Raw genomic sequence first — 26909 nt, 5'->3', positions numbered from 1 at the left:
CCGGCGAACTCGAAAGGAACGATGTTTGATGATTGATTACACCCATGATGGCCACGTCCATACCCCATTTTGTCCGCACGGATCGACCGATTCACTCAACGCGTACGTCGAACAAGCACTTGCTCAAGGCGTTCGGACGCTGACGTTCACCGAGCACGCCCCGCTGCCGGCACGTTTCATTGATCCGACGCCAGAACAAGACTCGGCGATGGCGCTCGACTTATTGCCCCCTTATATAGAAGAGGTCGGACAGTTGAAACGAGATTACGCCGGAAGACTCGAGATTCGGGTCGGTCTCGAGATCGACTATTTGCCGGGATATGTCGATGAGACGCTCGCCTTGCTCGAGCCCTATCGCTCATACCTCGACGAGACGATCTTGTCTCAACACTTTCTACAAGTCGAAGGCGAGCTCCTGCCCGTCGACTTCTCACCGGAGACGTTTGATGCGCTCGTCAGCCGAATCGGGTCGTTCGAAGAAGTGCTACGCCGGTATTACGAAGCGCTCGGGACCGGGTTACAGTTCCCGTGGGAGCGACTGAACGTCGCGCGCATCGGGCATATCGATTTACCGATTAAATATCAGACGAACTACTCATGGAACCGTGCGAACGTCAAAGATGCCGAGTCGCGACTGTTGCGTGCAATCGCCTCACGCGGGTTCGGACTAGACTTCAACACTGCCGGTCTCCGTAAAGCCGCCTGCGGACAGCCATACGCCATGGCCGTCGCCGCTGAAGCGACCCGGCTCGGCATCCCACTCGTACTCGGTTCGGACGCCCATATCGCGGCAGATGTCGGTGCCGACTTTAAAAATATGCAAAAAAAAGCCACGTTCCTATGAACGTGGCTCCTTAACAGCGATCTAGCTATCTAGATCCCCATGTTTGGTTTGTCGACAACGATATGGCGTTCCATTTCTTCATCTACTATCTATATTACCATACTCGTCACGAGTTACAAGACAAAAGTGAACTACTCACCACTTATTTGCTTCGCAACTTGAAGTGGGAGCTTCTTGGGAAGACCGTGCTTTGACCAGCCACGGTTGTGGACCAAGCTCGTCGGGCAGTCCCTGCCCTGGAGTGTTTCAGTCGGCGAGACCCAACAGGTTGAGGCTCGCGTTGACGTCGCGGTCATGGTGCGTGCCGCATACGGCGCATGTCCACTCGCGGACGTGCAGGTCCTTCTTGCCGCCGTTCTCGCCACAGGCCGAACAAACCTGGGTCGAGGCGAACCACGGGTCGGCCTGGATCAGTGTGCGGCCGTGGAACCTGCATTTGTAGGCGAGCTGGCGGACGAACTCGCCCCACCCGGCGTCCCCGATCGATTTTGCCAGGCGGCGGTCCTGCATCATCTCCCTCGGCTTCAGCGTCTCGACCACGACGACTTGGTTCTCGTCGACGATGCGTCGCGACAGCTTGTGGAGGAAGTCATGTCGGCGGTTCCGTACCTTTTCATGCTTTTTGGCCAATAGGAGCCGCGCCTTCTCGCGGTTCCGGCTGCCGGGCTTCTTGCGGGAGAGCGCGCGCTGCGCCCGTCTCAGCCGTTCCTCGGCCTCGCGCAGGTTGCGCGGGTTCGGGACCTTCTCCGTCACGAGCGCGTCGTTCGTCATGACGGCGAAGTGCCCGAGGCCGAGGTCGATCCCGATTTTGTGCTCGGCCGGGACCCAGGGCTCGTCGGGCTGCTCGACGAGGAGCGACACGAAGAACTTGCCCGTCTTCGTCATCGACACGGTCGCCGAGCGGATGGCCCCGTCGAAGATTCGGTGCTGTGTGAAGCGGATGAACCCGACCTTCGGGAGCCGGACCCGGTCCCCCTCGATGCGGATCGTGCCGTGCTGGTTGTTCGTCGTGTAGGAGGCGCGCGCCTTCCGTCTCGACTTGAACACCGGGAAGCCGGCCGTCCCGGCGAAGAACTTCGCGAACGCCGCGTCGAGGTGAAGCTTCGCATTCGCGAGCGCGAGGCTGTCCGCCTCGGCGAGGAACGGGAACAGGGGCTTGTACGAGGCGGGTGTCGGCAGCTTGCGCTTCGGGCCGGTCCCAGCCTTCGCCTCCTCGTGGATGGCGATGCGGTCCTCGAGCAGCTTGTTGTAGATGAACCGGGCACAGCCGATCGTCCTGACCAGGAACTCGGCCTGTGCCGACGTCGGGTGGAGCCGGTATTTGTAGCCCTTCAGCATGTCTCCGCCTCCTCCCGGCCGATGGTCGTGATGAACGCCTTCCTCATCCGATACCCGCGGCGGGGGAAGGGAAATCTGACGGAATCACGAACTTATGTTCGTCATATCTGTCACAGGGGTGGCCAAGAAGTTTATGTACGGGCGATTCATCTCCCACCTACGCTGGGCTTCGCCCCAGACGCTTAGAGGTGGGAGAATTCTCGCTTAATTATGTTAAAAAGGATGACCCGAAAGTCATCCTAACTTTTAAACTGCCATTTCGGCATACATGTCTTTCAACTGTTTCGTCGCGGCTTCATCCATCTGAAGGGCGACGAGCTCGACGAAGCGCAGGGCTGGATCGGTATCACCTGACAAGGCGACGATTTCAGCAGCCGCGCCGTCAAGGGCGAGTAGAATTCCTGAAACACCTAGCGTCGGATAGTAACGGAGCAACGCCCGAACATGCTTCATCTCGGAGACGTCATTCCCATTAATTTTGAGTGATTTAACGGCAAGCTCTTTGTGCGTGCCGATGGCAAATTTATCTTCCCATACCTCTTCAAGTGTGATCAACGCTTCCACATCATAGGCACCATCTGTGAAACGAACTAGTTTTTCCATGTGACATATCCCCTCTCGTTTATCTACTCTTATTATAAAAAAGATTCAGCGGAATAGTTTGTGAAATATTGAACATTATGTGTAAACTTTGTCTCACCTCACGATTAGACATAAAAAAAGGCCCCTCCGAGGAGGGGCAAATAATGGAAGAGTAAAACACCATTGGCAGTACATTAATAATATAACATCGAATGTAAACGTTTACAATGTGTTTCTGAAACTTTTTTCAAGCGGCATATGTAAGACGTCAATCCCACTTTCCCGCATCAAATCAAGTCCATCCCCGTGCTCATAGCCGACAGCGTACACGACTCGGGCCACGCGCGCAGCGATGAGCGCGAGCGAGCAAGAATGGCATGGTGAATGGGTCACATAGGCGGTAGCGCCGAATGCGTTCGTCGAATCAGCGGCCAATTTCCCGATCGCATTGATTTCGGCATGGATCTCGTGTTGTTTTGACCAATTGTGATGTTCGAACGGGTCGCTACATTTAACAAATGTCACACCTTGCTCGATGATGCGCACAGACGGCTCGGTCAAGTCGACCGTATCATCCGTCACATATTCGGCTCGTTGGTAAAATCCGTCATCACGTTTTAGAAAGATTTCATTACAGTTCGTATGTCCCGGCGGTGTCCCGTTCAATCCGATCGAGATCGGTTTCTCATCTTTGACGATGACACAGGCGACACTCTTCGAGGCACATTTCGAGTGCCGTTCCGCCATCATGTCGGCGAACTGTAACCACGTCTCGTCCCACAATCGTTGTTTCTCCATCCTGATCCTCCTCATGGAAAAAGAAAGTCTGAATGCTCAGACTTTCTTTTTAGTATCCAGTCTCTTTTGGCAACTCTTTATTCTTTGAGGCAATTTCGATGACTTTTTCTTTCAGTTCGTGCTCCATCCGATCGAGCTCACGTTCGGCCTCACGACGCTTCTGCTTGCCTTCCTGTTGGATACGCAGCGTTTCGTCGAGCGTTGACAATAGATTCTCGTGCGCGACTTTGAGCGATTCGACCGAAACGATCCCTTTTTCGTTCTCGGTTGCGATCTCGATCGACGAATCTTTCAACATTTTCGAGTTTTGTTCGAGCAGTTGGTTCGTCGTCTTCGTGACGTCTTGTTGCATCCGGAGTGCCGTTTTCTGGCGCGTCAAGCTGAGGGCGAGGACGACTTGGTTTTTCCAAAGCGGAATCGTGTTGACGACAGCCGACTCGATTTTCTCGGCTAAGATTTGGTTATTTTGTTGGATGACACGGATTTGCGGCGCCATCTGCAGACTGATCGTCCGACTCAACTTCAAATCATGCAACTTCTTCTCGAACCGGTCTGTCAATTGGATCATATCGTTTAGCTGTTGCAGCTTCACTTGATCTCTCGTCGTTTCGACTTCTTGACGGAGCGGCGCGATCTCGTGATCGCGGACGTGGTCGAGCTTCGTCTCACCGGCTGCGATATAGACGTTCAATTCTTCGAAGTAGCGCTTGTTCTTATCATACATTTGATCGAGCATCGTAATGTCCTTCATCAGACCGAACTTAGCTCGGTCGAGATTGTGAATGACTTCTTCCAAATAGACGTTCATTTTTTCAAATTGAAGCTTATAGTTTTCAGCTTTCTTTTTCGCTCGTCCGATGAGCGGTAAGTTGTCTATAAAACTCTTCTTCTCCGGTTGAAGCATATCCGGGTCCATCTTCCGAACGTTTTGCATCAAATCGGACAACAACTTACCTGCGTCGCCACCGTCTTTCATGCGGACCTCGGTCAAGATTTGGTCAGAGAATTGAGACAGTTCCCGTTGGACGTTCGATCCGAATAACATGACGGAGTCTGTTTTTTTAATATCGATCGACTCGGCGATCCGGGTGATTCGTTCCCGGTGTTGTTGCGGCACGTCGGCTTTCGGTTGGATGGCCGGCACCTCATGTTTTTCTGTCATCGAGGACCAATCCACAGACGGGTCAGAGATTTCCTCTGTCTCGGTCTTTGTTTTCGTCTGTGAAGTGAGCTCTTCTTCTGGCCATGACTGCCAGTTCGTTTCATTCGATGAAGTCATGTTTTTTTCTCCCTTCCGGTTGATCTGCCAATACCCGTTCCATCATGATCAATTCGCGTTCGAAGTCGACAGCGTCGTCTTCGAGCAGACGGCTCCGTTGTTCTTTGAACTTATCGACGATGAGCCGCATATTGGTGATCAGTTGCTCTCGTGTCTCTTCTTGAATGACGACACGTTTTCCTTCTAGTTCTTTAAATTTCAAGACGACGGACACGAGCGAGTCCAAATAAAACGTGAACAGATCTCTGACGTGCTTCGCATCTTGGGGGTTCTCGAACAATTCGGCAAACAGTTCGTGTGCCTCTCTCGAGACCGCCTTCATTTCACGACGAACTTCGACATCTTTTATTTCAGGCAAGATACGATCGATCTGCTGGAGTTTTTCGTACCCTTGCTCGATCGTCCGTTGTAAAAATTGCAGTTCCAAGTCGTCTGTCGCTTCGAACTGACGGACCGGTGCCACATCTTCCATCGGTTTAAGGATGCGGGAACCGACGAACGGTTCTTCTTCATCGAGCAACAGTTTTTTCTTCGCCCGTTTCGCTACCGGTGCGGGTGCCCGCTTACGTCGTTTGTTACTCGACCACACCTCATTCAATACGAGCGCCCCGACGATGATAAACAGCCAGGAGAAATCAAACACACTTATGGCAAAATATAGGATTGCCCCGGTCAGGGCCCATTTCATCCATGTCTTCATCCTTGTCACCTCGTCTCATGATACTTCTATTGTACCTTACGTGAACCGTCAACAAAAGTTTCGTCATCTTTATAAGCTTAGCATAATGAAGCCGTTCGCTCTCTCGGTCGCAAGTACGAAAAAAAGCAAGGGGAAGTTCCCCTTGCTTAGCTGATTAACCATGTCGAGACCATAACGATTGCGACCGTCACCGGGATGACGTAACGAATGAGGAAACGCCATACCGGATACAATTTAGCGCCCGTCCCGGACGTTTTAATCTCGTCTTGCAAAATACGCTCATCGACGACATGGCCGACAAAGATTGACGTGAGTAACGCCCCTGTCGGCATGAGGATGTAACTGACGACATAGTCCATCGAGTCAAAGAACGTACGGCCGTTCAAGAACTGCAACTCACTCATCAGTCCGAACGATAAGGCCGAGGGGATCCCGACGGCGAACACGATGGCCGCTGAGAGGAGTGTGACGTTACGCTTCGACATCGTTTGTTTCTTCTCGTTCAATTTATCGGTCACACCGGCGACGACGACTTCGAGCATCGCGATCGAAGACGTGATCGAGGCAAACGTGAACAATAAGAAGAACAATACCATGAAGAAGCCGCCGAGTGGGACTTGGTTAAATACGGCCGGCAACACGACGAACAGGAGCGCCGGGCCTTCTGCCGGATCGAGCCCCGAGGCGAAGACGGCCGGGAAGATGGCGAGTCCCGCCAAAATTGAAACAGTGACGTTCAACAAGACGATCATATTTGCCGAGCGGTTGAGCGTCCCTTTCGTTTGAATGTACGAGGCGTATGTGAGCATCGCCGCCACCCCGAGCGACAGCGAGAAGAACGCTTGCCCGAGCGCGAACAAGACCGACTCGCCGGTCAGTGCCGAGAAGTCAGGCTGCAAGAAGAAGCGGACCCCTTCCATGGCACCGTCAAGTGTCAACGAGCGGATGACGAGCACGATGAAACTGACGAACAGGAGCGGCATTAAAATCTTGCTCATCCGCTCGATTCCGCCTTCTACCCCTTTCAAGACGATGAGTAGCGTGATCAATAAGAACAAAAATTGTCCGAAGATGGCAATCCCAGGAGATGCGGCGACGTCCGCGAACACGGTCCCGAACTCGTCAGGTGACCGGCCACTGAGCGTCCCGCTCAAGCCGAGCCCGACATAGATCAACACCCATCCACCGATGACACTGTAGAATGATAGCAGTAAGAAGCAAGCGATTACGCCGAGGTAACCGACCAATGTCCAATGGCGATGGCCGAGTTTTTTAAAGGCAAGGAGCGCCGTCTTTTGCGTCGAGCGCCCGACGATGAACTCTCCGATGAGAAGCGGCAGACCGAGTAAGAATGTGAATGCTAAAAACATGAGCAAAAAGGCGCCGCCCCCACTTGTTCCCGTGACATATGGAAATTTCCAGATGGCACCGAGACCGATTGCGGACCCTGCGGCCGCTAAAATGAATCCAATTTTTGAGGCGAACGAATTTTGCGCCATTACTATCCCTACTTCCTAATTTCATTTCATTTTCATAATAATAGTGAAATACTAACACGGTTCAGAAACGAGAACAACAAAAAACAGAGAAAAGTCTGAATTCTTTCCTCTGCCTTCGTAAACGATTATGGGACGAGAAATGTCAGTTCATTCGGTAACACTTTAATCTGTAAATGATCCGTTTCAAAGTGTTCACCATCCACATCGATGACTTGTGGCTCACGCAAAAACACATCAAGTTGCTCCATTTGGAGATGGACCCATTCTGGCGACGACTGTTCGAGTCCGAGCTGTTGCGTCAATAGCTGACGAATCATCGGGAAGCCGATGGCCGAGCTATGGACGACTTCGACGAGACCGTCCGTGAACGATTGCGTCGCGATCTTCGTCGGGACCGTGCCGAGATAGGCACCGTTGCCGACGTATAGAAAGCTGACGGCCCCATCATGGATGACCTCGCCCGCCCGCTCGATACGGACCTTGAACGGATCGAGTTCACGAAACTGACGAATCGTCGCTAAAAAGTAACCGATCGAGCCGAGCGTTTCTTTTTGGAGCGGGTCGATTTGTCGGGAAGCGTCCGCGATCAATCCGACCCCGACAAAGTTGAGGGCGAACCGGTCGTTGACACGCATCACATCGACCGATTGCTGCTCGCTCATTTTAAACAGGCGAGCCGCCTCAATCGGTTCAACAGGCAGTTCAATCGCCCTCGCGAAGTCGTTGCACGTCCCCGCTGGCACGAGACCGACGCTCGGACGTTCGTCACGAGGCAACGCCATCAATCCGTTGACGACTTCATGAAGCGTCCCGTCCCCACCGATGAGGATCAAATGATCGAATCCACTGCTCGTTCGAGCAAGGTGCGCTGCATCCCCTTCAGCTAGCGTCTTTTGGATGAGGATCTCTTGATACATCGACTCGACTGTCCCGACCACTTCGCCGAGCATCGTCTCGCTCGCACCCGACTTCGGGTTCGAAATGATCATCGCTTTCATAGTAGACCAGCTTGTTCCAAGAAGTCTTGGGCTACGTCGTAGGCCCGTTCTTTCCCGTAAGCGACCCGACGGTTCAATTCAGACATCTCTTCGTCAGTGATGAGTCCGCCCAACTGGTTGAGCGCGTCCTCGATCTCCGGATGTTCTTCAAGCGTTTCTGCTTTCAAGAGTGGAGCACCTTGATAAGGCGGGAAGAACTGTTGATCGTCTTCTAACACGAGCAGGTCGTTTTCGGCGATATCCGCGTCGGTCGAATACGCATCGATAAGATTGACGTCGCCCCGTGCGATGGCGCTGTAACGAAGTTTCTGCTCCATCGAAACGACAGAAGGGAAATCAAGTCCGTACGCTTGCTGGAGTCCTGGATATCCGTCTTCACGGTCCGTGAACTCGAGCGTGAATCCGGCCTGGATGTCATTTTGCACGCTACGTAAATCTGAAATCGTCGTGACGCCTTCAGTTTCCGCATAGTCACGCGGGATCGCGATGGCGTACGTGTTATTGAATTGCATCGGTTCAAGTAAAGCGAAGCCGTCATCTGCTAGCGCATCCCGTGCTTGTTCGTACACTTCACGGGCATCGTTTGAATTCGGTGTTTCTTTCACCAGACTCGCGAGTACCGTCCCGGTGAATTCAGGATAAATATCGACATCACCGGATTTCAACGCTCCCCAGACGAACGTCGTCTCTCCGAAGTTCGGACGGACCGATACGGTCAGATCCGTCTCTTCTTCGATCAACAGTTTGTACATGTTCATCAAGATCTCCGGTTCAGGACCGAGCTTCCCGGCGACGACGAGGTCGGTCTGTTGGGTACGGCCCAATGCGAGTGGTGCCGCGACAATTATCGCCAAGACGGTCGATACGGCGATCAGCTTCGTCTTGTTGCGGGTCGCCGTCGCACCTTCCATTTGACGGAGCAAGAAGTCGAACAATAATGCGAGAATGGCTGCTGGGATCGCACCGAGCAAAATCAAATAGTTGTCGTTTCGGTTAATTCCAAGCAAGATCAACGTCCCGAGTCCGCCTGCTCCGACGAGTGCCGCCAGCGTGGCTGTACCGACAATTAACACCATCGCTGTTCGAATCCCGGCCATGATGACCGGTAGCGCGAGCGGTAGTTCGACTCTCATCAAACTTTGGTTCGGTCTCATGCCGCAACCTTGCGCGGCTTCGATCAGTGACTTATCGACTTCGTTCAACCCCGTGAACGTATTGCGAAGGATTGGCAACAACGCGTACAGAACGAGCGCAATCGTGGCAGGAAGTGCACCGATCCCAACGAGCGGAATCATAAGACCGAGTAGAGCCAAAGAAGGAATCGTTTGGATGATGGCGGTGAAGCCGATTGCTGTTTCGGCCACTTTTTTACGCCGCGTCAGCCAGATACCTAACGGGACCGCAATTAACACCGCAATCAAAAGGGAGACAACAGAAAGTTGTAAATGCTCGATTAGCGCTTCGACCAATTCCCCGCGTCGATTTTGGAACGTTTCAAGCATCTGCCTCACCTCTTCCGTGTTGTGTAAAGTTGAGCACGAACGGATCATCACTCGCCCGAATCTCGTCAGGCGTACCGACGACGACCAGTTTCCCGTCACGCATGAGAGCGATCCGGTCCCCGAGTTTCATCGCCTCCTCAATGTCATGAGTGACGAACAGAATCGTCTTCCCTAACTCATCGTTCAACCGTTTGATGTCATCTTGGAGCTGGGCCCGACTGATCGGATCGAGCGCCGAGAACGGTTCATCCATTAAAATGACTTCCGGGTCGGCCGCAAGCGCTCGCAAGACGCCGACTCGTTGTTGTTGACCACCCGACAGTTCAGGCGGTTTTTTAGAACGGAGGACAGGGTCGAGACCGGCGATTTTCATCAGTTCGGTCACACGGTCTTTCGTCTTCGTCTTCGGCCATTTCAATAGGTCCGGAACGACGGCGATGTTCTCTTCGACCGTCAAATGCGGGAACAATGCGATTTGTTGGAGCACGTAGCCGATGTTGCGTCGCAGTTCATAAATGTCGAACTGATAGATTTCGCGCTCATCAATCAGGATTTTCCCGTCAGTGTGGTCAATCAGACGATTCACCATCTTCATCGTCGTCGTCTTGCCACAACCCGATGGCCCAATCAATACGAAAATCTCTCCTTTTCGTACCGTCAAACTCAAGTTTGCAACAGCCAATGTCCCATCATCGTAACGCTTGGAAACATTTTGAAATTCAATCAACACAATCCCTCCTCGGCTTTTCACATTATATGAAAGTCAAATATTAGTTTGCCCGTTTCCAGCGATTGTTAAACAATAAAAGGTTCTCCCGCGGGAGAACCTTTTCGTTATGGAAGTGTGATGGTAACGTGGCGACGACCCCAATTGATTGCCTCGCTCTTCGTATCGACGAGTAAATCGACGATGTTGCCTTTAATGCGTCCCCCCGTATCGAGAGCGATCGCTTGACCGATCCCTTCGATCTGTACGACCGTACCGAGCGGGATGACGACCGGATCGACGGCGATGATGCGCATGCCGTTATAAAAAATCGAATCCGTCACGTCGTGTCCCGTCGCCGTCAACACCCGGCCCCCGTATGAGCCGTTGTCTGCCGCATCATTCGTATAAGCTGTCGACTCAGCTTGAATGACGCGCCCGCTGTTTGTCGAGACAGGTTTCGCCACAGCGTTTGTCGTGGCTTGCTCTGCTTTCGCTTCTGCCTGGCGCTTCGCTGCTTCTGCAAGTCGCGCTTTCTCAGCCGCGACCCGCTTTGCTTCCGCCAACCGTTTCGCTTCCCGCTCTGCCTGCTGCTTGGCTTTTTCTTCTGCCACTCGTTTCTCTTCCGCGAGTCGCTTCTCTTCCGCGAGTCGCTTTTCGCGCTCGATTTTTTGTTGGCGCTCAAGCTCGATCGCAATCCGTTCCAACTCCAGCGGGTTTTGTACGATTTTCTGTTCTGTTCCGATTCCAATTTGAGCGGCGTCGGCAGTCGTAGCAACTACGAACGTACCGGCGACGACAAACAGAAGCGTCATCATATATTTTAAATATTTCATAGTGATTAGGTCAGCCCTTTCTCGTCTTCTAACGAACAGGAGTAAATTTACCATGCCGTCTCGAACCCGAGAAGTGGTTTTGACGAAGTGAAATATTGCTGACATATGAACGAACGTTTAGTTACAGATTGTAACAATTGCCGAAAACGTTGCTATACAAGCGACCTAACAAAAAAATTACAGATCGGTTACAAACGTCCTCGTAACAAATCTGTAATCTGTTTGTCATTCTGTTTCAGCTGTAATCGGGCGTAAATCATGGGCCCGGACCATCCCCCAAGGCGCCACATCGACTTCAACTTCGAACGTTTTCGCACCTTCGATCACAGCTTTCTCGTCCTCGGCGACACGGTATGAACTCATGTCGGTGATGAAGACTTGGCGATCGTAATATTCAGCCCGCGTCCCACCAAAGAACGGTCGGGAGCTGACCCGGTCGATTGTGGCAAAACCAGCGTCATCCGTTTTGAATGAGACGTAGACCGTCCCGGAATCGACATCTTGTCGCCCTTGCAACGAATCAAACTCGAGATAGACGTAATCCCCAAAAAATGGGTCATACGGCTCGTACGACGTCGCTTTGAACGTATACGACTGGCCGAACCAAGAGACCGCATAAACGAGCAAGATAAAACCGATGGCAATCAATACTTGTACGATCGGTACAAGCCAAGGAGTGATTCGTTTCATGTCCGAGCATCCCCTCTCGTACGGCTACGCCACCACAACGCGAGCGACAACGCGAATACGATCAACGCCCCGATCAAGAAGAAGAGCGAGATGTCGAGCCGATCCCAAACATAAATGAAATAAATCGTCATTTGGACAAGTAAGAAATAGATGAACGCCAAAACGATCGGTTTCCGCTCATGGTCTTGCATGATCAAGTAAGCGAGCGCCACCACTTCAAGCAAGATCGCGAGTAAGATACCTGAATCTTCGAATAGCGAGAACGGGATGACCGCGAGTAGGCTCACCCACAGCAAATCGGGGCGACGATGTGTCAAGTACACAGCCACGAGGACGACGGAAAGCAGCGTGGCCTCGATGACGGACGGCTGACGTTGAGACAACCAACCCTCGGTCGCATTGACCAAGTAACCGATGGACAAGATGGCAGCGACGAACAAGAAGAGATACTGCCACTGAGCCCGCTCCCGGTAGACGAGGAACAGGATATGCAGTGCTGCGAGTGCCCAAAGCGGCCAAAACCGTCCCTCGTAATCGATATACTGACCGATCGTGAGCAACAGTCCGTAAAAGCTGAACCAGGCGAAAATCCGGTCAAGCTCGTTATCACCGTAATGGAACCAAACCCACGTCACGAGCAGGCCGAACAGGATGAGTGTGATCCCGATTCCTTGAAAGCTGTTCGTGACCGCTAAAAAAGCGGCTAGCGCTGCGATGAACGTGAAGATCGGGTGCTTATAGATCAGTTTGTGCAGGACGGCGACAGCAAAGAATAGCCAAAACAGAAGCGGTAGTTGCGAGGAAAGATTATACGTTGTGAAGATGACAATCATCGTGGCGACGAAGAAAACGACGCCGAGGACGCGGAACAACGTCACATACCGAGGGGCTTTCACTTGAAGCCGCTCCGCTGCTACGTACATCCCGAGCATGAAGACAAGGAATATGGATACTTTGACGAGGTCTGGGATCGCTTGCCAGTTGGCGGCGACAAAACTGAATAGACTAAGGGCGAGCAGGATTGATCCGATAATGACAAGAATTGGCGGTTTGTGCTCACGTTTGTCACTAACCGCCAATTTCTTATATTCAAAATCAATCAACCGTTGACCGGTCGTTTCATCTAGCAAACCCGCCTCTTTCCATTCACGAACTTTTTTGTCAATGGACACCTGAATCATCCCTTTCGGTTAAAAGGTCAGCTGGCGCGTTCGATCAATTCCAATTCTTTTTTCAACAAAACTTGTTTCTCAAACTCGAGGCCGAGCTGTTGATATTCCTCCATGATGGAAACGTCCCCGATGACCGTATTCGTTAATACGGCAGTCACTTCTGCGACCCATCCTTCACGAGTTGACTTGACGATATCACCCACAGCGAATTCTAAAGACACACCCATTCACTTCCAATCTTAAATTTGTTTTTATCATTATAACTAAATTATATAGGTTTGAATACGTTTTCTTTTGTACATTTGATGAATTGTGACAAAATTTTTCCAGTCAATCCCCAAATAATGTAGTCTTCATGTTCGTAAAAAGGTTCTCTCATTTTAATTACCCGTTTTTCATACGCTTTAGCGTTCGCCATTCGGTCAAACGGAATATTTTGATCCGGATTCATCGTCCATTCCATCTCGCCGTGAAACGGATCAATTAACAGTAACGTTTCGACAGGAACGGTGAACAGATGATCGACTTCATCCGTTTGACGTACGTCCGAAACTGTCGGAATCATCCCGACGAACGGATAGATGAGTTGACGGTGCGGCGTGGCGAGCGGCTGTAAGCGACCGATGACCTCGATCGTCTCGAGCGGTACCTCGAGTTCTTCACTCGTCTCTCGGACCGCGGCCTCGACAGGTGTCTCCCCTCGCTCGAGCCGACCTCCCGGGAACGAGATCTCTCCAGGTTGGCGGCGCATCGTATGGGCCCGGACTTCAAAGACGACGTGCCAGACGTCATCGATTCGCGTCAACGGGATCAAGACGGCGGCGGTCTGTTCATAATTCTCTTCCATCGAGAAACTTTCTCGTAATTTCGCTTCAGTAACCCATGATTGTTTCATGATTTTCAACCTCGCTCTCTCTGTTTTACAGTTCCACCAGCGTCTCCTCGTTTAAACGTGGCAAATGTCGGAAATATCATTATTAATGATAGGAGATGGTGGAATTGGTTCAACAAGTTGATATATTGATCGTCGGGGCGGGGCCGACAGGACTCACACTCGCTTTGACATTAGCCAGATATGGAATCTCTTTTGAAATCATCGATCGAAAAACGACGCCTTCGAACAACTCACGGGCCATCGGGATTCAGCCACGAACGATCGAAGTGTTTTCACGCCTTGATGTCGCCAAAGAAGTACTCAGTCGCGCCAGAACAATCGAAAAAGGAAACTTATACTTTTCTGGGCAGTGGACGGCCAAACTCGAGTTCTCACGTCTCGTCACGCCTTACCCGTTCGTCACGCTATTGCGACAAAACGAGACCGAGGCCATCTTAGAACAGGCGTTGAACGACCACGGGCACTACGTTCAACGCGGCGAGTCACTCGTCTCGTTGACCCACTATCCGACACGTGTGCTCGCCCATCTCGAATCCGACTCGAACCGTACGATCGAAGCCAAGTATATCGTTGCGGCCGATGGCGCCAACAGTTCGATTCGCCGTATGCTCGCGCTCCCGTTCAGCGGGAAGTCGTTCAAAGAGTCTTGGGTATTGGCCGATATGAAGGCGAAATGGAACATCTCCCGTGAAGAAGTACACATCTTTTTCTCGGACCGTGGCGTGTTAGAAGTGTTCCCGCTGACGGATGACACGATCCGGATTACCGGTAACCTCGCGAGCGACGAATCATTCAGCGAGGCCGAGTTGCACGAATTGGTCGAACAACGGAGCCACATGCCGGTAGAGATCGACGAGGTCGAATGGTTTTCGCTGTTTAGGGTGCACAATCGCATGGTCGACTCGTTCATCCATAACCGTGTCATCTTAATGGGCGACGCGGCGCATATCAATTCGCCCGTCGGCGGCCAAGGGATGAATACGGGCATCGCCGACTCGTTCAACCTCGGCTGGAAGCTTTGGCTTCATCTGAAAGCAGGGGCGCCGTTCAGTGTCGTCGACACGTACCGGGACGAGCGTGAACACGTCGCCAGAAACGTCTTGCAGACGACGAACGTCGCGACCGAAGTGCTCCAAACGACGCTCCCGATCTTATTGCCGTTTCAAGCAGTCGGAGCGGACGTGTTCACCCGCGTCAATTTGATTAATGAAAAGATCACCGAACGGATCGCCCAGCTCCACTTGTCTTACCCTGGACACTCACGTGTACCGTTCATCCGGGTCGCCGAAGGAAAGATCTTTCCCGAGATCGAGATGATCCGATCCGATGATGGCCTTCGTCAAAAGATCTCTGAAGTCGCCGATGGCCGCTTCCAAGTGCTCGTCCTCGATGACGGCAAACGTGACCCAAGTGAGTTATATGAGTACTTGAACGCTCATCAATCATTCTTCCAAATCATCACGTTGTCTAAAACAAGCCGTCCTTTCTTTGACCAAGGCAACGAACTAGCGAAATCCTTGTTCATGCGTCGGGGCGTCCTCGTCATTCGACCGGACGGATACCTGCTGCATAAACAGCGTCATATGCGACCTGAACCGCTACGTGACAAACTGTCGGTCTGGTTACCGTCTTAAGTCAAAAGCTCCACTCGTGAGAGTGGAGCTTTTGTCAGGATGGTGCATTGTAATAAAGTGTCCCCGGTTTCGATAGGGTCAAGTCATAAAACGCCTCGAACGCTTCCACGTCCTCTAATTTCCGAAAATCGACTTTGTCCGTCTGTTCGTTCGGAATCGCAACGATGATGCCATCGACCGTCGATTTGATCATGCCCGTCTGTCCGTTATGGATTCGAATGTAGAGCACGTGCTCACTTTGCAGTAATTTTACGGCTTCACGCCGTGATTGTATCGTCGTTTTCACAGTCATCCCTCTCTTCTTTTCGAGTATACGGTCCGCCGCTGTTGCTTTCAACCGTTTCCCCCTTTAAAATTGTGTAAAGAAGGGGTTGAATGTGTTGGAAACTATATTGATTATCGCGCTTGGCGCGCTGTTCGTCATCCTCGTGACAATCCGGACGATTCGTAACTTGCAATGGGTCCGCTTTGGTGAGGCGTTCGGGAAGCAAGGTGAGGAGTTACTCGAGGATTACACCTACTTGACGGAAAAAGGCGTCACGTGCCGAATCGAACAAGGCTTGCCGACCGGGCGCTTGTTTAAACCGCTCGCCAAAAACCTTGATGACCGGGTCGCTTTGTTCGTGCACCGAAATGATGAAAAAAAAGCAAAAGAGCTACTAAAGTAAAAAAGGTGCCGCGGCACCTTTTTTACTTATTTTACTTATGTAACTGGCGCTCTGAACAATAATAAGCGATTTGCTTGATTGTCGCCTCTGATAGGAGCTCGAGTTTCGTCTTGGCGATGACTTTGTCGATCGCTTCGAACGAGTCTTCGCAGTTCGCTTTAACACGTTCGACTTTAAGACGTGACGCTTCTGGAAAAATTAAAAATGACGTGACCGGTACGGCCTTGCCGCATTCTTTTTTTAATAGGCTCCGAACTTGTTTCGTCATCTGCTCGAGTCCTTCGACTGGATGCGGATAGATGTTTTTCCACCCGAGTGAGGTTTCTAACCGACACTCTCGGTTCGTCACATGGACGGCCGTCGTCGTCCGATTGATTTGGACTAAAAAGACGCCTTTCGGTCCGACGAGCACGTAGTCGAGCACGTTGTCACCGATTTCGACCCGTTCAATCATCATCCAATCGAAGCGACACGTGTGCCGAATGATTTCTACGATCTCATCCGTATACGATTTCGGCGGCAAGATGACCTCTTCTTTCGTTCGGAACAATCCTTTCGTCTGTCGTTTCACCGGCTCTTTCTTGACGGCCGTCAACACTTGTAACATCTATTCCACCTCCTCTCGTTATTCGCTAGGTCCGACTTGTTTTCCGAAGACGGCCTTTTCTAAGTTTGAAATCCGACGCAACATATCGTAGTTCGAGGCGACAGGTTGGGCTGGTTTCACCGGCTCGGTCGGTTCGCTTGAACCGCGGCGCAACGATTCGTTTTCTTGTCGCAAACGTTCGATCTCTTTCGCCATCTTCTCATAGTCCCGGATGACGACGTCTAAAAATTGGTCGACTTCTTCTTGCGAGTAGCCGCGGAGGGCCGTCTTGAATTCTTGTTTATAGATTGCTTCGGCTGTTAATTCGGTTTGCATAGTCTTCACTCCCACTGTTGTTCCCACTGTTTTTCTTCCTCGATCACACGCAGGTCGTCTTGTGTGATCATGAATAGTTCCATCTGGTGTTTTCGTTTAGCCCCTTCAACGAGGAAACGGGGGCTTCCTCCCGTCTCTTCGTCATACAACGTAATTAATCCTGCTGCCTTGTCTAAAAAGAACCCCGTTTTTGCGCGCAGCTGACTCGGGTCTTCATAAGGACGTTGCGTGAGCGGTTCAAAAAAATCGGCTTCGAGCCGCAACTGGCTGAATAACTCTTGTTCATACGGCTTATACCGTTCTTCCATCTCTAAAAATGGCGGAAACACCGCGATTTTAATCGGGTGTGTTTCTCTTAACTCTAACAATACTTGTCCTGCCCACAATTCACAACCGTTCGTTCCACTGAAGATGAACCATTCGGCCCCGAGTTCGATTGCTTCTGTGATCTTTCGGCGGTACGCTTCTTGGATGATCTCGATGCCGGGATGGTCAGCTTTGAAGATCCCAAGCTCATGGGGCCGATACCCGGTAATCGCAACAACTTTCATAACCTCTTCCTTTCTAACCGAGCTAGACGATGGTTGAGCGCGTGTTGCTGTTTTTGGACGGTCTGTTTCAAGACCGTCTTTTGCTGTTCCACGATCGCAATCGCCTGCTCGGTATATCGAATGGCTGACACGACATCTTTTTGCTGATGTTCTGCATACTTGGCTAGCTCGACCAAAGCCTCGGTCGTCCCGACTTCTTTGAAAAGAGGAAGCGCTTCGACGATGCGGCCGGTCCGCTTTAACAGCAGCGCTTGACGCATTTTCGCCCGTTTTGTCGGTTGCTCGATCCGTTCATACTGTTTGAGTGCCTCGTCCGTACTCCCTAGATCGTTCAACCAATGGGCCCGCTCTTCTCCAAATGTCGGCTCGTCTGCTTCGACGAGGTGACAGAGCCGCTTATAAAGCGACACGAGGCTCAAGCAATCGGCGTGATGGTGCTCGATGACCGGTTGTAAAATATCAGGGTCCCGCTCTTTGACGTATTGAAAGTAATGCATCGGGGCGAGAAAACCTGGCAGATCGTCCGTTCGAGCATGTCCAAAATGGGCCTCGACCGCTTTTAACGAGACCGACTCGAGTGTCGGCTTCAACAGACGCCTTGACGCATGCAACAGATCGACATGACCGATGGCGGGCAACGCCTTCACTTTCGTCCGGACGAACGTATGACGCGTCTTGATTTGCGGCCAATCGAACGATTTTCCATTGTACGTCACGAACCGGACCTCGTCGCCGATGTCATTGAGAAAGTGATAGTAGAACGCGGTCTCAAACGCCGGGTGCGGCAATACGTACTGAATCATCTCGAGATGGTCTGGCTTGAAGCGGGCGAACCCAATCAAAAAGATGGACGTCCCGGCACCACGGAGCCCGGTCGTCTCCGTATCCATGAACAACACTTGGTCATACGGCACGTCGACCGTGAAGAACGGATGGTCTGCCGTCCCGAGGGCCCGTTTCGCCGCGTCGAACGTAAAGTCGTGATACGTCGCTTCAAGCGGGTAAATCTCTTTCAAGCGCACGCACCACTCGCTTTCAAACGTCAGGATCTCGCCACCTCGCGCAATCCACTTGGCTTGCTCCGCGTCATCTGGTGTGACCGTCGCTTGTTTCGGTTCATTTGTTTTGATGAGTCGTGATAGCTTCGCTTTCATATCGTTCCTTTCAATGCGGTCAACTGATTGACAACTTGGTCTTTAAAGTCACCGTAGCCGATCATCCCGACGCAACGTGGGCATCCGCTCACACACGGACAATCCTCGACCGTGCGGATTGCTGCGTCTAAAATTTCAGCGGCGTCTCGGAAGAGCGCTTCACTCAAGCCGATACCGCCCGGATAGCGGTCGTACAAGTAGACGGTCGGTTTATTCGTATGGGTCGCTTTCATTTGAATCGTCGTGAACAAGTCGAGCGTGTCGCACATCAAGTAGAGCGGGGCGAGCCGGCGCAACAAGTCGCTGACGGCCTCGAGCTGATCTTCCATATCGGCTTCCGAGTAAGCGAACCGGTCATCGAGCGTGAACCAAGTCGACGTCGTATGCAGCTCCCGTTCCGGCAAGTGGATCGGACCAGATCCGATATTCTCATGCGTCCCGAACTTGATCTTCTTGAACAGCGTCGCCATCGCGATGACCGACACTTCACCGAACGTCTTGGCACCGCTCGTCTTATTTTCTTCTAGCACCTTTAACTCCACGGCCAAGTTCGCGTCTGTGTAGTAATCGACATCGACGCGCCGCACGTACGCTTTCTTTTCTTCAAAATCGAGTTTCTCGACTTGATATTGCTCGGCCCCGTGCAAATAGATCGCCTCGTCGTGAAGCAGCGTCATCGCGCTGAACGTGTCCATCTCGCCGATGACTTGATGTTTCGCCGTCTGGTCGACGATGACGACGTTCTCTTGATCGCTCGTCCGCAGCGAGATATCGTGGGCCGGGAAGGCGTCCGTCATCCAATAGTATTTATTGGCGCGCTCATGCAAGATTTGCGCGTCCGTCAAGAAATCAAGGATATCCTCGGTCTCGACCGTACCGAAGCGTTCCCCTTTTTGGAACGGGAGTTCGAAGGCGGCGCACTTCATATGATCGACTAAAATGATCAAGTTGTTCGGGTCAAGACGGGCCGCCTCAGGAGATCGCTCTAAAATCAGGTCTGGTTGCTCGACGACGAGTTGGTCGAGTGATGACGACGAGGCGACGAAGATGACGAGTGATTCCGACTGGCGACGGCCGGCTCTTCCTGCTTGCTGCCAGAGCGAGGCGACGGTGCCGGGATATCCGTTCAATACGCACGCCTCGAGTTGACCGATGTCAACACCGAGTTCGAGCGCGTTCGTCGAAACGACGGCTTTGATTTCACCGTTCCGGAGCCTGCGTTCAATCTCACGCCGCTCTGACGGAAGATAACCGCCCCGATAACCGACGATCGACTTCGGTCCAAGTTCACGTCTCGTCAATTCTTGCAAATACGTCAATAGCACCTCGACACGGACCCGTGACCGAGCGAAGACGATCGTTTGAATATCGGCCTCGACAAGTTTTGATGCGATCCGCTTCGTTTCGAGCGTGGCACTCCGACGAATCCCGAGCGCTTCATTGACGACCGGAGGGTTATAGAAAATAAGGTGTTTTCTCCCTTGCGGAGCTCCATTATTGTTGACGAGCGTCACTTCTTCCTCGGTCAACAGCTCGGCCAGCTCGACCGGGTTCGCGATTGTCGCGGACGTCATGATCCATTTCGGATAACTTCCATAGTAAGCACAGATTCGTTTGAGCCGCCGAAAGACGTTGGCGACATGGCTCCCGAATACGCCGCGATACGTATGCAGTTCATCGACAACGATATATTCGAGGTTTTCAAACAATCGGATCCATTTCGTGTGATGCGGCAAAATCCCTGAGTGAAGCATATCCGGGTTCGTGATGACGATGTTCCCGGCGTCCCGTACTTTCGTCCGCGCTGCCGGCGACGTGTCCCCATCATACGTGAAGCATCGGAGGTCGCCTTCGAGCGCCTCGACCATCTCCATCAAATCGCTATTCTGGTCTTGCGCGAGCGCTTTCGTCGGATACAGATAGAGGGCTCGTGCCGTCGGTTTCTCAATCATTCTAGACAGCACGGGCAAGTTATAGCAGAGCGTTTTACCAGAAGCTGTCGGCGTCACGATGACAGTCGAGTTCCCACGTGACGTCTGTTCGACCGCTTCGGCCTGATGCGTGTACAATTGCTCGATGCCGCGACTGTTTAACACCCGGACAAGATCGTCTGGGACGCTCGACGGGATGGCCGCGTATCTTGCAGGTTGTGCCTCGACCGTATGCCAGTGTGTGACATTGGCGGAAAAACTCGGGTCGGTCTTTAATGTCTTAATCATCTCTTCGACGGAACGTTTTTTCCGCATAGTGCTCACCAACTTATTTCATGATTTTGAAGGTGCAAGTCGTTCCACGATCGTCTTCACTTGACTGATTCGTTCGTCACGCAACAGACGATGAACCGCAGGCAAGTGTAGCACCTCCATCGCTTTGAACGCCTCGGCGACATGCTCATTTTCTTCTTCAAGCCGCTCCATCGCATCGTTGTATAACAGGTGCGTCGAACGGCCGAACAAGACGATGGTATGTAACTTCGTGCATTTCGAATGGACTGCTTGCAAATGTTTCGTGTAACGTTGCACCGCTTTATGATAATCCTCGTGCGTCGTCAGCGCTTGGCGCTTGCCGCGAAGAAGTTCTGGATAAAAAGATTCATCGCCGAGAAACATCGTCTCGACGCCGATCCGTTTCAAATAAGGATGGCCGATCGCCTCTGCCACGGCCGAATCATCGATCAATCGTCCGAACGGGATCGATTCTTCTAACAGAATGCGTCCCATCTTCAATCCGTTGACGCCGTGAAGGGGTAGGCCAAGATCATCGTCTTGCAGTCGATCGATTACAAACAACACTTTCATCTTTCGCTTAAGAGAGAGTTGAACCATATGTCACCATCCTATTCGCTTTCTTTTCATTATAACAAACCACACAGAAAAACAGGGCGTTGATGTCGCCCTGTTTGAAGTAAGTCAATTTATTCGCGATTGTCATTTTCACGGTCTTGGTTTGATTCAGACGTGTCTGAGTTGGACTGTGATTCGAGCTCGGTCGAAGATTCTTCTTCCGGAGGGGTCTCTTCCGTCGCCGGCTCTTCCGTCGTCTCTCCTTCACCGCCTTCATTGTTCCCATTTCCGTTTCCGTTGTTACCATTCCCGTTATTGTTGTCAGTCTCATTCGGTGGCGTTTCTTCAGCCGGCTCTTCTTCTGGAGGCGTCTCTTCCGTTGCCGGTTCTTCCTCTTCTTCAGCCGGTTCTTGACTGCGTTCGACCGTGTATTGCGTTTGGGCCGGACTCGACTGTTGCTCCCCTACGAGTTGGTTCGAAGCGGTCGCGACGATGGTGAACGTCGTCGTCCCGTTCCGGAGACCCGAAATAGCGATGCTCGTGTCTTCCGTCGTTCCGACGACACGTTCACTGCCGTCCGGACGTTTCTCCGTCACGGTGAACGAGAGACCTTGATAACCGTCCGCTTCGACCGCTTGACGATTATATGACCACGTCAACGTCCCGCTGTCGGACGGAATGTCATAATTGATCGACGCGCCGGTCGGTGCCGGAAGATTTTTTGGTTCTAAGTCTTTTGGTTTCGTCCCTTTGACGTATAGTTCATTGCCGAGCGATAGCACCGAATCTGGTTGCTGGAAGCGATCCGGACTTCCCGTCGCCTTCGTCACTTCTTGCATCATATAGTCGAAGTAGTACTGGGCGTGGTCCTCAGCAAGCGCATCCTTATCAGCTCCGGGTGCTTTCCCGGTCCAAACCGAGATCGAGTAGTCGGTCGTATAACCCGTGAACCACTTATCGTTTGGATTTTTATCTTTATCGTTCGTCGTCCCGGTCTTCCCGGCGACGTCGTATTGGAAGGGATCAGGCGCATACGTACCAGTTGGTGTGTTGACCACGTCACGGAGCATATCGGTCAACATATACGCGGTATAGTCTTCCATCGCCTGCTTCGCTTTGATCGGCGAGTTGATCGTCGATCCGTCGTTGAACTCAATCTTTTGAATCAAGTGCGGCTTCGTGTACATCCCGTTCGCACCGAGCGCCGCATAAGCGGCCGCCATTTGCGTCGTGCTCGCCTCGGCTGTACCGAGAGTGTTCGAAAGCAACAACTCGTCACCCGAGCGGGCCGGCTCGATGCCGACGTTCTCGACGAACGACTCGATCGCCTCTGGACCGAACTCGTCCTGTACTTCCTGGAAAGCGCGGACGGCCGGCGTGTTCCCGGAAATCGTCAAGTAGTAACGCATCGTGTTGGCGCCGCGATACCCCGTGTAATAGTTCTTCGGATTGAATTCGCCTTCATCAAACGGCGCATCCATCAAGATTTTTCCAGTCGACCATTGGGCTTTCTCGATCCCTGGACCGTAATCGAAGAACGGCTTCGCCGTCGACCCGATTTGGCGTTTCTCCCGCGAATAGTCGCGGTAGTTCTTGTCGCCTTGTTCCGCCTGTTGGCTGTCGATGACAGCGACGATTTCACCCGTCTTCGTGTTCAACACGGTCGCTCCCATGCGGAGATCTTTCGGGAACTCACCGTTTGGAATGTTCACGTTATCTGTCTTAATATCTTTATTGAATTTCGCGTGCAGCTCTTTATTGATCGACGTATATACTTTCAAACCCGTCCCGTAAATATCAGACTGCTCTAAGCCGTAGTCTTCTTCGAGCTCCGCTTGCACACGAGCGTAAATCGAACGGGTGTAAGACTCTTCTTCTGTCTGCGCACCCGGCGAGATGACGTCGGCAATCTCGACGTCGAGCGCCTCGTTATACTGTTGTTCTGTGATATGACCGTCCCGCTTCATTGCCGACAGCACTTGCTCTTGACGGTAACGCGTGAGTTCTTGGTCGCCAGCGATCGGATCATAAGCGCTCGGTCGTTGCGGGAGTCCCGCTAAGATAGCCGCTTCTTGATAGTTCACTTCTGACACCGGCTTGTTGAAGTACGTCTTCGAGGCCGCTTGCACACCCCACGCCCCTGAACCGTAGTAGTTCTTGTTCAAGTACATCTCAAGAATCTGTTCTTTCGTGTACTCGCGCTCGAGTTTCACGGCGAGCCACTGCTCTTGCAATTTACGTTTTAATTTCTTGTCGGTCGACAAGAACGACTGTTTGACAAGTTGTTGCGTGATCGTCGAGCCACCTTCAGACCCGAAACCGTCGGTCACGTTCGCGAGCACGGCACCGCCGATGCGGCGCACGTCGATTCCGTTATGCTCATAGAAGCGACGGTCCTCGATCGAGATGACCGCTTGCTGCATCACTTCTGAAATATCGTCGATGGACACGTACTCACGGATCTGGCCGCTTTCTTCAAGCGGTTCACCTTCAGCCGACAGTAGCTGAATCGGATACGTATCGACTAATTTCTCCTCATCGAGCGGCGGTGCGGTCGCAATCGCGTAGGCTGTATAAGCTCCTCCGACGACCACTCCGACGATCAACAACAATCCTATAATAAGTAGGATGCGTCTCCACATCGGTTTCTTTGTTTGTTGTTTTAGTTTTTTCGTTTGTTGCTTTGGCTTTTTCGTCGTATCTTGTCGACGCGCCATCCGACTTCGTTCCATTCACGCTTCACTCCTTCTATTCAATCGAGCCACGCTTCAATCGCCGTCAAATAATCGATGGCTGGAAGGGCTCGTGTTGGAACTTCGATTGCCTCTTGTTCAATATATGCGAGCGGGATCGACTTACGTCCCGTCTCTCGCTGCTCCCACCAGTGTAATAATTGCTCCGTTGATAACACATATTGCGTATTATAGCGGCTAAACCGGATGATGACAAAACAAATCCCTCCGTGACGCTCACACTCGCGCATGTGATTGATTTGATGGTCATGAAAGTTTCCGAGCGGGAACGACGTTTTATTGTTCGTCTCTTTCGCTTCAAAATCAATGTATTTCCCGCGATAGACCCCGTTGTAGTCGGTCGTCGAGGCTTGCTTAAAATACGCCTCGGTCACTTTGGCCGCGCTCCGTTTCGGGTAATCGACTTTGACGATTTGAAGTGGAGTCGGTTTTTTATGGATGACCGCTTTTCCGTGGAGTCGATAAAACTCGTTCGTATCGTTCAGAAGCGTCTCTAAATTCATGCCTCGATTCGCATACGTTGGCGGACTGGACTTTGCCGGCATCTCGGCCGCTCTCGGTTTCTTCCCGTTTGGATAATGGAACAATGTCGTCACCCCTAATTACTAGTTTAACAGGTTGATCCACTCGTTCCTTCCGTCTGAAGTCTGATTGTCGAGTTATGTCGCTCGACTCCTCCGTGGATTTTCCGCAATCCATATCGTACCAAACTCCCGTATGTTAAACTAGTGTGTAGTGCATTGTGTATTCAAATTGACACGACCTTGTTACGGTGTCATTGAATACTTTTCTACAATAGGTCCTCTATTTATTAACCGAAATGTGAACAGGCTAAACGCTGATTGACGAGACTTTAAAAAAGTAAGCGATCGAGAGCGTTTCGCGAGGACTGGAAATAAACTAGGCGGCTTAGAATCTACATCCCTAAGCCCTGTTGGAGGAGTAAGATGGAGACACAAAAGAAATATGTCATGTTCGTCGACGAGACAGGTACACCAAAAGGCAACACCCAGTTCAACTTGACCGGGGTATTGATGGAATACAAGTATGCGATTGACGCCGATGAGGCCGGAATGCCGTGCGAATTGAAGCGACGCTTACAAGCGTTCAAACGAGATGTCTTCAAAACGGAAAATATCCCACTGCATTTAAAAGAAATTTTAAAGGCCGAGCATCCATATGGAAAAGACGATGGGATCACAATCGATATGCTCCGTGATTTTTGGAACAAACTCCCAGACTTCTTGCGCGATATCAATTGCACGATCGTCAGTGTCGAGGTCGATAAACAGAAGCTTCACGATTTCTACTCGACACCGAAAGACCCTTATGTCGTCGCTTTCGCCCATTTGATGAAATCGTTTTATGCGTTTTTGGAAGAGACGGAAGCTGTCAGCGCCCGTGTCGTCCTCGAGTCGCGCGACGATTATCAGAACCTGCTCATTCAAAAAGCATTTTTCGATATCTTCAATTCCGGGACGGTCCATCTCGACGTCGAGAAGAGCCGACAAAAAATCAAAGGGTTCATCTTCTCAGAGAAACAAAGCACGATTTATCAATCTGGTCTTGAAATCGCTGACCTCGTCTGCCTGCCGCTCTCGCGCGTGCGCCGCGGCGTGATCGAAGTGAAACCACGGTTCGTCCATTATGGGGATGAAAACCGAATCTTCAAAGCCATCAAGGACAAGATTTACATTCGTAAAGACAGTCCAGACCAAGATTTCCGCAACTGGGGCTTCAAAAAAGTCCCGATCACGAAAAAACGTCGCGAATGGAGCGACCATCCCTGGAACCATTAAAAATCGCCTCGTAGCCATCTAGAGGGCACTGAAAAACCTCCGCTCTATCCGAGCGTGAACAGAAAAAAGGGCGATTGGACCGACTCAAGTCGGGACAATCGCTCTTTTTCCTTGCCCTTATCCTGTTTTTTCTTTTGAGAGGGTGATGATCCGCTTCAGGTTTACCGCGATGATCGCCATCACGCTCTGTAACGTCATGCCTTTCAGGTCTGACGTTTTGTTTCGCGCCAGACCTTGCGGGTTCTTCAGTTGGCTGTTCTTCGGCTCAATCGCGAAGCGCTTCCGGTGATGGTCCTTGAACTCATCGGTCTGCTCGTATTCGAGCTGTTCGCTATGTTCCCTCGATTTCAATGACACACTGTACGTTTTCGAATTGGCGCCATCCTTGTAACAACCTTCACGCAATGGGCATCGTTTACACAGCTCAATATCAAAATAATGCGTCTCTTTTTGATTCTTACCGATGTTCTTCGTGCCTGTCCGGGCCTTACGGATGGCCATGTGCCCGGCGGGGCAGACGTAGCGTTCCGCATCTTTATTGTAAGTGAACCCCTCGCCGCGGTTCTCTGCAGGGGAATAGACACGGGGGTTCAATGGGGCGACGAGCTTACATCCTTGTGAGGCGGCATAGATCAGGTTGTCTCGGCCCGAATAGGCCGCATCGCCCACGATGTGGTCGAACTCGGCGCCGGCGGCGTGGCTCTTCTCGATGAGGCGAGTCAACTGCTTCCCGTCCGCCGCCTCGCCTGACGTGACGACGACGGCCGTGATGATGCCTTCTTCCGTCATCGCGAGGTGATGCTTGT

Annotated in this window: 27 protein-coding genes and 1 pseudogene; 4 read left to right on the top strand and 24 right to left on the bottom strand. The window is 51.8% G+C overall.

What is annotated here, in order from left to right; translation table 11 throughout:
• The first annotated feature begins 28 nt into the window (after nucleotides 1-28).
• On the top strand, nucleotides 29-844 hold the full coding sequence (gene hisJ / locus EVJ30_RS03660; RefSeq protein ID WP_131458604.1) for a histidinol-phosphatase HisJ: 816 nt from the start codon (nucleotides 29-31) through the stop codon (nucleotides 842-844).
• A 246-nt stretch (nucleotides 845-1090) separates the two neighbouring features.
• On the opposite strand, the gene EVJ30_RS03655 is transcribed toward hisJ, so the two are convergent.
• From EVJ30_RS03655 to EVJ30_RS03590, 14 genes and pseudogenes are all read right to left on the bottom strand, one after another.
• The gene (locus EVJ30_RS03655; protein ID WP_131468036.1) at nucleotides 1091-2182 is read right to left on the bottom strand and encodes an RNA-guided endonuclease TnpB family protein; all 1092 of its coding nucleotides are present in this window, start codon (nucleotides 2180-2182) and stop codon (nucleotides 1091-1093) included.
• Nucleotides 2183-2428: 246 nt separating this feature from the next.
• The gene (locus tag EVJ30_RS03650) at nucleotides 2429-2785 is read right to left on the bottom strand and encodes a hypothetical protein (protein ID WP_016509485.1); all 357 of its coding nucleotides are present in this window, start codon (nucleotides 2783-2785) and stop codon (nucleotides 2429-2431) included.
• A gap of 201 nt (nucleotides 2786-2986) precedes the next feature.
• A complete protein-coding gene (locus tag EVJ30_RS03645; protein WP_131458602.1) occupies nucleotides 2987-3562 on the bottom strand; it encodes a deoxycytidylate deaminase in 576 nt (191 codons plus the stop codon).
• A gap of 49 nt (nucleotides 3563-3611) precedes the next feature.
• Nucleotides 3612-4841, bottom strand: a complete 1230-nt coding sequence (locus EVJ30_RS03640; RefSeq protein ID WP_131458601.1) for a toxic anion resistance protein — start codon at nucleotides 4839-4841, stop codon at nucleotides 3612-3614.
• Nucleotides 4825-5541, bottom strand: coding sequence for a 5-bromo-4-chloroindolyl phosphate hydrolysis family protein (locus EVJ30_RS03635; RefSeq protein WP_016509957.1), 717 nt, complete (start codon nucleotides 5539-5541; stop codon nucleotides 4825-4827). Before EVJ30_RS03635 ends, EVJ30_RS03640 begins: the two co-directional genes overlap by 17 nt.
• Before the next feature lie 146 nt (nucleotides 5542-5687).
• Nucleotides 5688-7040 (bottom strand): sodium-dependent transporter, encoded by a 1353-nt coding sequence (locus EVJ30_RS03630; RefSeq protein ID WP_131468034.1) that lies wholly within the window; start codon nucleotides 7038-7040, stop codon nucleotides 5688-5690.
• Between the two features lie 125 nt (nucleotides 7041-7165).
• Nucleotides 7166-8038 (bottom strand): diacylglycerol/lipid kinase family protein, encoded by an 873-nt coding sequence (locus EVJ30_RS03625; protein ID WP_131468032.1) that lies wholly within the window; start codon nucleotides 8036-8038, stop codon nucleotides 7166-7168.
• A complete protein-coding gene (locus EVJ30_RS03620; protein WP_131468030.1) occupies nucleotides 8035-9540 on the bottom strand; it encodes an ABC transporter permease/substrate-binding protein in 1506 nt (501 codons plus the stop codon). Before EVJ30_RS03620 ends, EVJ30_RS03625 begins: the two co-directional genes overlap by 4 nt.
• 58 nt (nucleotides 9541-9598) lie before the next feature.
• Nucleotides 9599-10267 (bottom strand): annotated as a pseudogene (locus EVJ30_RS03615) (ABC transporter ATP-binding protein); the annotation flags it as partial.
• Between the two features lie 107 nt (nucleotides 10268-10374).
• The gene (locus EVJ30_RS03610) at nucleotides 10375-11082 is read right to left on the bottom strand and encodes a 3D domain-containing protein (RefSeq protein WP_131458596.1); all 708 of its coding nucleotides are present in this window, start codon (nucleotides 11080-11082) and stop codon (nucleotides 10375-10377) included.
• Nucleotides 11083-11307: 225 nt separating this feature from the next.
• Nucleotides 11308-11772, bottom strand: a complete 465-nt coding sequence (locus EVJ30_RS03605; protein WP_131458595.1) for a GDYXXLXY domain-containing protein — start codon at nucleotides 11770-11772, stop codon at nucleotides 11308-11310.
• Nucleotides 11769-12953: a DUF2157 domain-containing protein gene (locus EVJ30_RS03600; RefSeq protein WP_131458594.1), complete on the bottom strand. Its 1185-nt coding sequence runs from the start codon at nucleotides 12951-12953 to the stop codon at nucleotides 11769-11771. The genes EVJ30_RS03605 and EVJ30_RS03600 overlap by 4 nt, the downstream gene beginning before the upstream one ends.
• A 17-nt stretch (nucleotides 12954-12970) precedes the next feature.
• The gene (locus EVJ30_RS03595) at nucleotides 12971-13147 is read right to left on the bottom strand and encodes a DUF2187 family protein (RefSeq protein WP_016509936.1); all 177 of its coding nucleotides are present in this window, start codon (nucleotides 13145-13147) and stop codon (nucleotides 12971-12973) included.
• A gap of 65 nt (nucleotides 13148-13212) precedes the next feature.
• Nucleotides 13213-13839 carry an NUDIX hydrolase gene (locus tag EVJ30_RS03590; RefSeq protein WP_131468028.1) on the bottom strand — a complete coding sequence of 209 codons (627 nt, stop codon included), beginning with the start codon at nucleotides 13837-13839 and terminating at the stop codon, nucleotides 13213-13215.
• 95 nt (nucleotides 13840-13934) lie between these two features.
• On the opposite strand from EVJ30_RS03590, the gene EVJ30_RS03585 reads away from it, so the two are divergent.
• Complete coding sequence (locus EVJ30_RS03585; RefSeq protein ID WP_131468026.1) at nucleotides 13935-15473, top strand: FAD-dependent monooxygenase; 1539 nt, start codon at nucleotides 13935-13937, stop codon at nucleotides 15471-15473.
• 34 nt (nucleotides 15474-15507) lie between these two features.
• Here EVJ30_RS03585 and EVJ30_RS03580 read toward each other — a convergent pair whose 3' ends face one another.
• Nucleotides 15508-15759: a hypothetical protein gene (locus EVJ30_RS03580; RefSeq protein WP_236633386.1), complete on the bottom strand. Its 252-nt coding sequence runs from the start codon at nucleotides 15757-15759 to the stop codon at nucleotides 15508-15510.
• 94 nt (nucleotides 15760-15853) lie between these two features.
• Between EVJ30_RS03580 and EVJ30_RS03575 the strand changes: the two genes are divergently transcribed.
• Nucleotides 15854-16141: a hypothetical protein gene (locus tag EVJ30_RS03575; RefSeq protein ID WP_236634006.1), complete on the top strand. Its 288-nt coding sequence runs from the start codon at nucleotides 15854-15856 to the stop codon at nucleotides 16139-16141.
• Between the two features lie 31 nt (nucleotides 16142-16172).
• Here EVJ30_RS03575 and EVJ30_RS03570 read toward each other — a convergent pair whose 3' ends face one another.
• From EVJ30_RS03570 to recU, 8 genes are all read right to left on the bottom strand, one after another.
• A complete protein-coding gene (locus tag EVJ30_RS03570) occupies nucleotides 16173-16748 on the bottom strand; it encodes a nuclease-related domain-containing protein (RefSeq protein WP_070327404.1) in 576 nt (191 codons plus the stop codon).
• 18 nt (nucleotides 16749-16766) lie between these two features.
• The gene (gene gpsB / locus EVJ30_RS03565) at nucleotides 16767-17063 is read right to left on the bottom strand and encodes a cell division regulator GpsB (RefSeq protein WP_051121542.1); all 297 of its coding nucleotides are present in this window, start codon (nucleotides 17061-17063) and stop codon (nucleotides 16767-16769) included.
• Nucleotides 17064-17068: 5 nt separating this feature from the next.
• Entirely contained in the window at nucleotides 17069-17614 is a 546-nt protein-coding gene (locus EVJ30_RS03560) for an SLOG family protein (RefSeq protein ID WP_131468024.1), read from the bottom strand.
• On the bottom strand, nucleotides 17611-18768 hold the full coding sequence (locus EVJ30_RS03555) for a ribonuclease H-like domain-containing protein (protein WP_131468022.1): 1158 nt from the start codon (nucleotides 18766-18768) through the stop codon (nucleotides 17611-17613). Before EVJ30_RS03555 ends, EVJ30_RS03560 begins: the two co-directional genes overlap by 4 nt.
• Nucleotides 18765-21014 carry a DEAD/DEAH box helicase gene (locus EVJ30_RS03550; RefSeq protein WP_070327406.1) on the bottom strand — a complete coding sequence of 750 codons (2250 nt, stop codon included), beginning with the start codon at nucleotides 21012-21014 and terminating at the stop codon, nucleotides 18765-18767. Before EVJ30_RS03550 ends, EVJ30_RS03555 begins: the two co-directional genes overlap by 4 nt.
• An 18-nt stretch (nucleotides 21015-21032) precedes the next feature.
• The gene (locus EVJ30_RS03545) at nucleotides 21033-21593 is read right to left on the bottom strand and encodes a hypothetical protein (protein ID WP_233589592.1); all 561 of its coding nucleotides are present in this window, start codon (nucleotides 21591-21593) and stop codon (nucleotides 21033-21035) included.
• Nucleotides 21594-21682: 89 nt separating this feature from the next.
• Complete coding sequence (locus EVJ30_RS03540) at nucleotides 21683-24283, bottom strand: transglycosylase domain-containing protein (RefSeq protein WP_131456093.1); 2601 nt, start codon at nucleotides 24281-24283, stop codon at nucleotides 21683-21685.
• Nucleotides 24284-24303: 20 nt separating this feature from the next.
• A complete protein-coding gene (gene recU / locus EVJ30_RS03535; protein WP_083273961.1) occupies nucleotides 24304-24900 on the bottom strand; it encodes a Holliday junction resolvase RecU in 597 nt (198 codons plus the stop codon).
• Between the two features lie 351 nt (nucleotides 24901-25251).
• On the opposite strand from recU, the gene EVJ30_RS03530 reads away from it, so the two are divergent.
• Nucleotides 25252-26103 (top strand): DUF3800 domain-containing protein, encoded by an 852-nt coding sequence (locus tag EVJ30_RS03530; RefSeq protein WP_083273962.1) that lies wholly within the window; start codon nucleotides 25252-25254, stop codon nucleotides 26101-26103.
• A 117-nt stretch (nucleotides 26104-26220) separates the two neighbouring features.
• Here EVJ30_RS03530 and EVJ30_RS03525 read toward each other — a convergent pair.
• Nucleotides 26221-26909, bottom strand: a 689-nt coding sequence (locus tag EVJ30_RS03525; RefSeq protein ID WP_145963176.1) for a transposase, incomplete at its 5' end; no start/stop codon positions are given.

Origin of the sequence: Exiguobacterium sp. SH5S13 (assembly GCF_004337085.1) — a bacterium.
Lineage (GTDB): Bacteria > Bacillota > Bacilli > Exiguobacteriales > Exiguobacteriaceae > Exiguobacterium > Exiguobacterium aurantiacum_A.
This window is presented reverse-complemented; position numbering and strand designations above follow the sequence as displayed.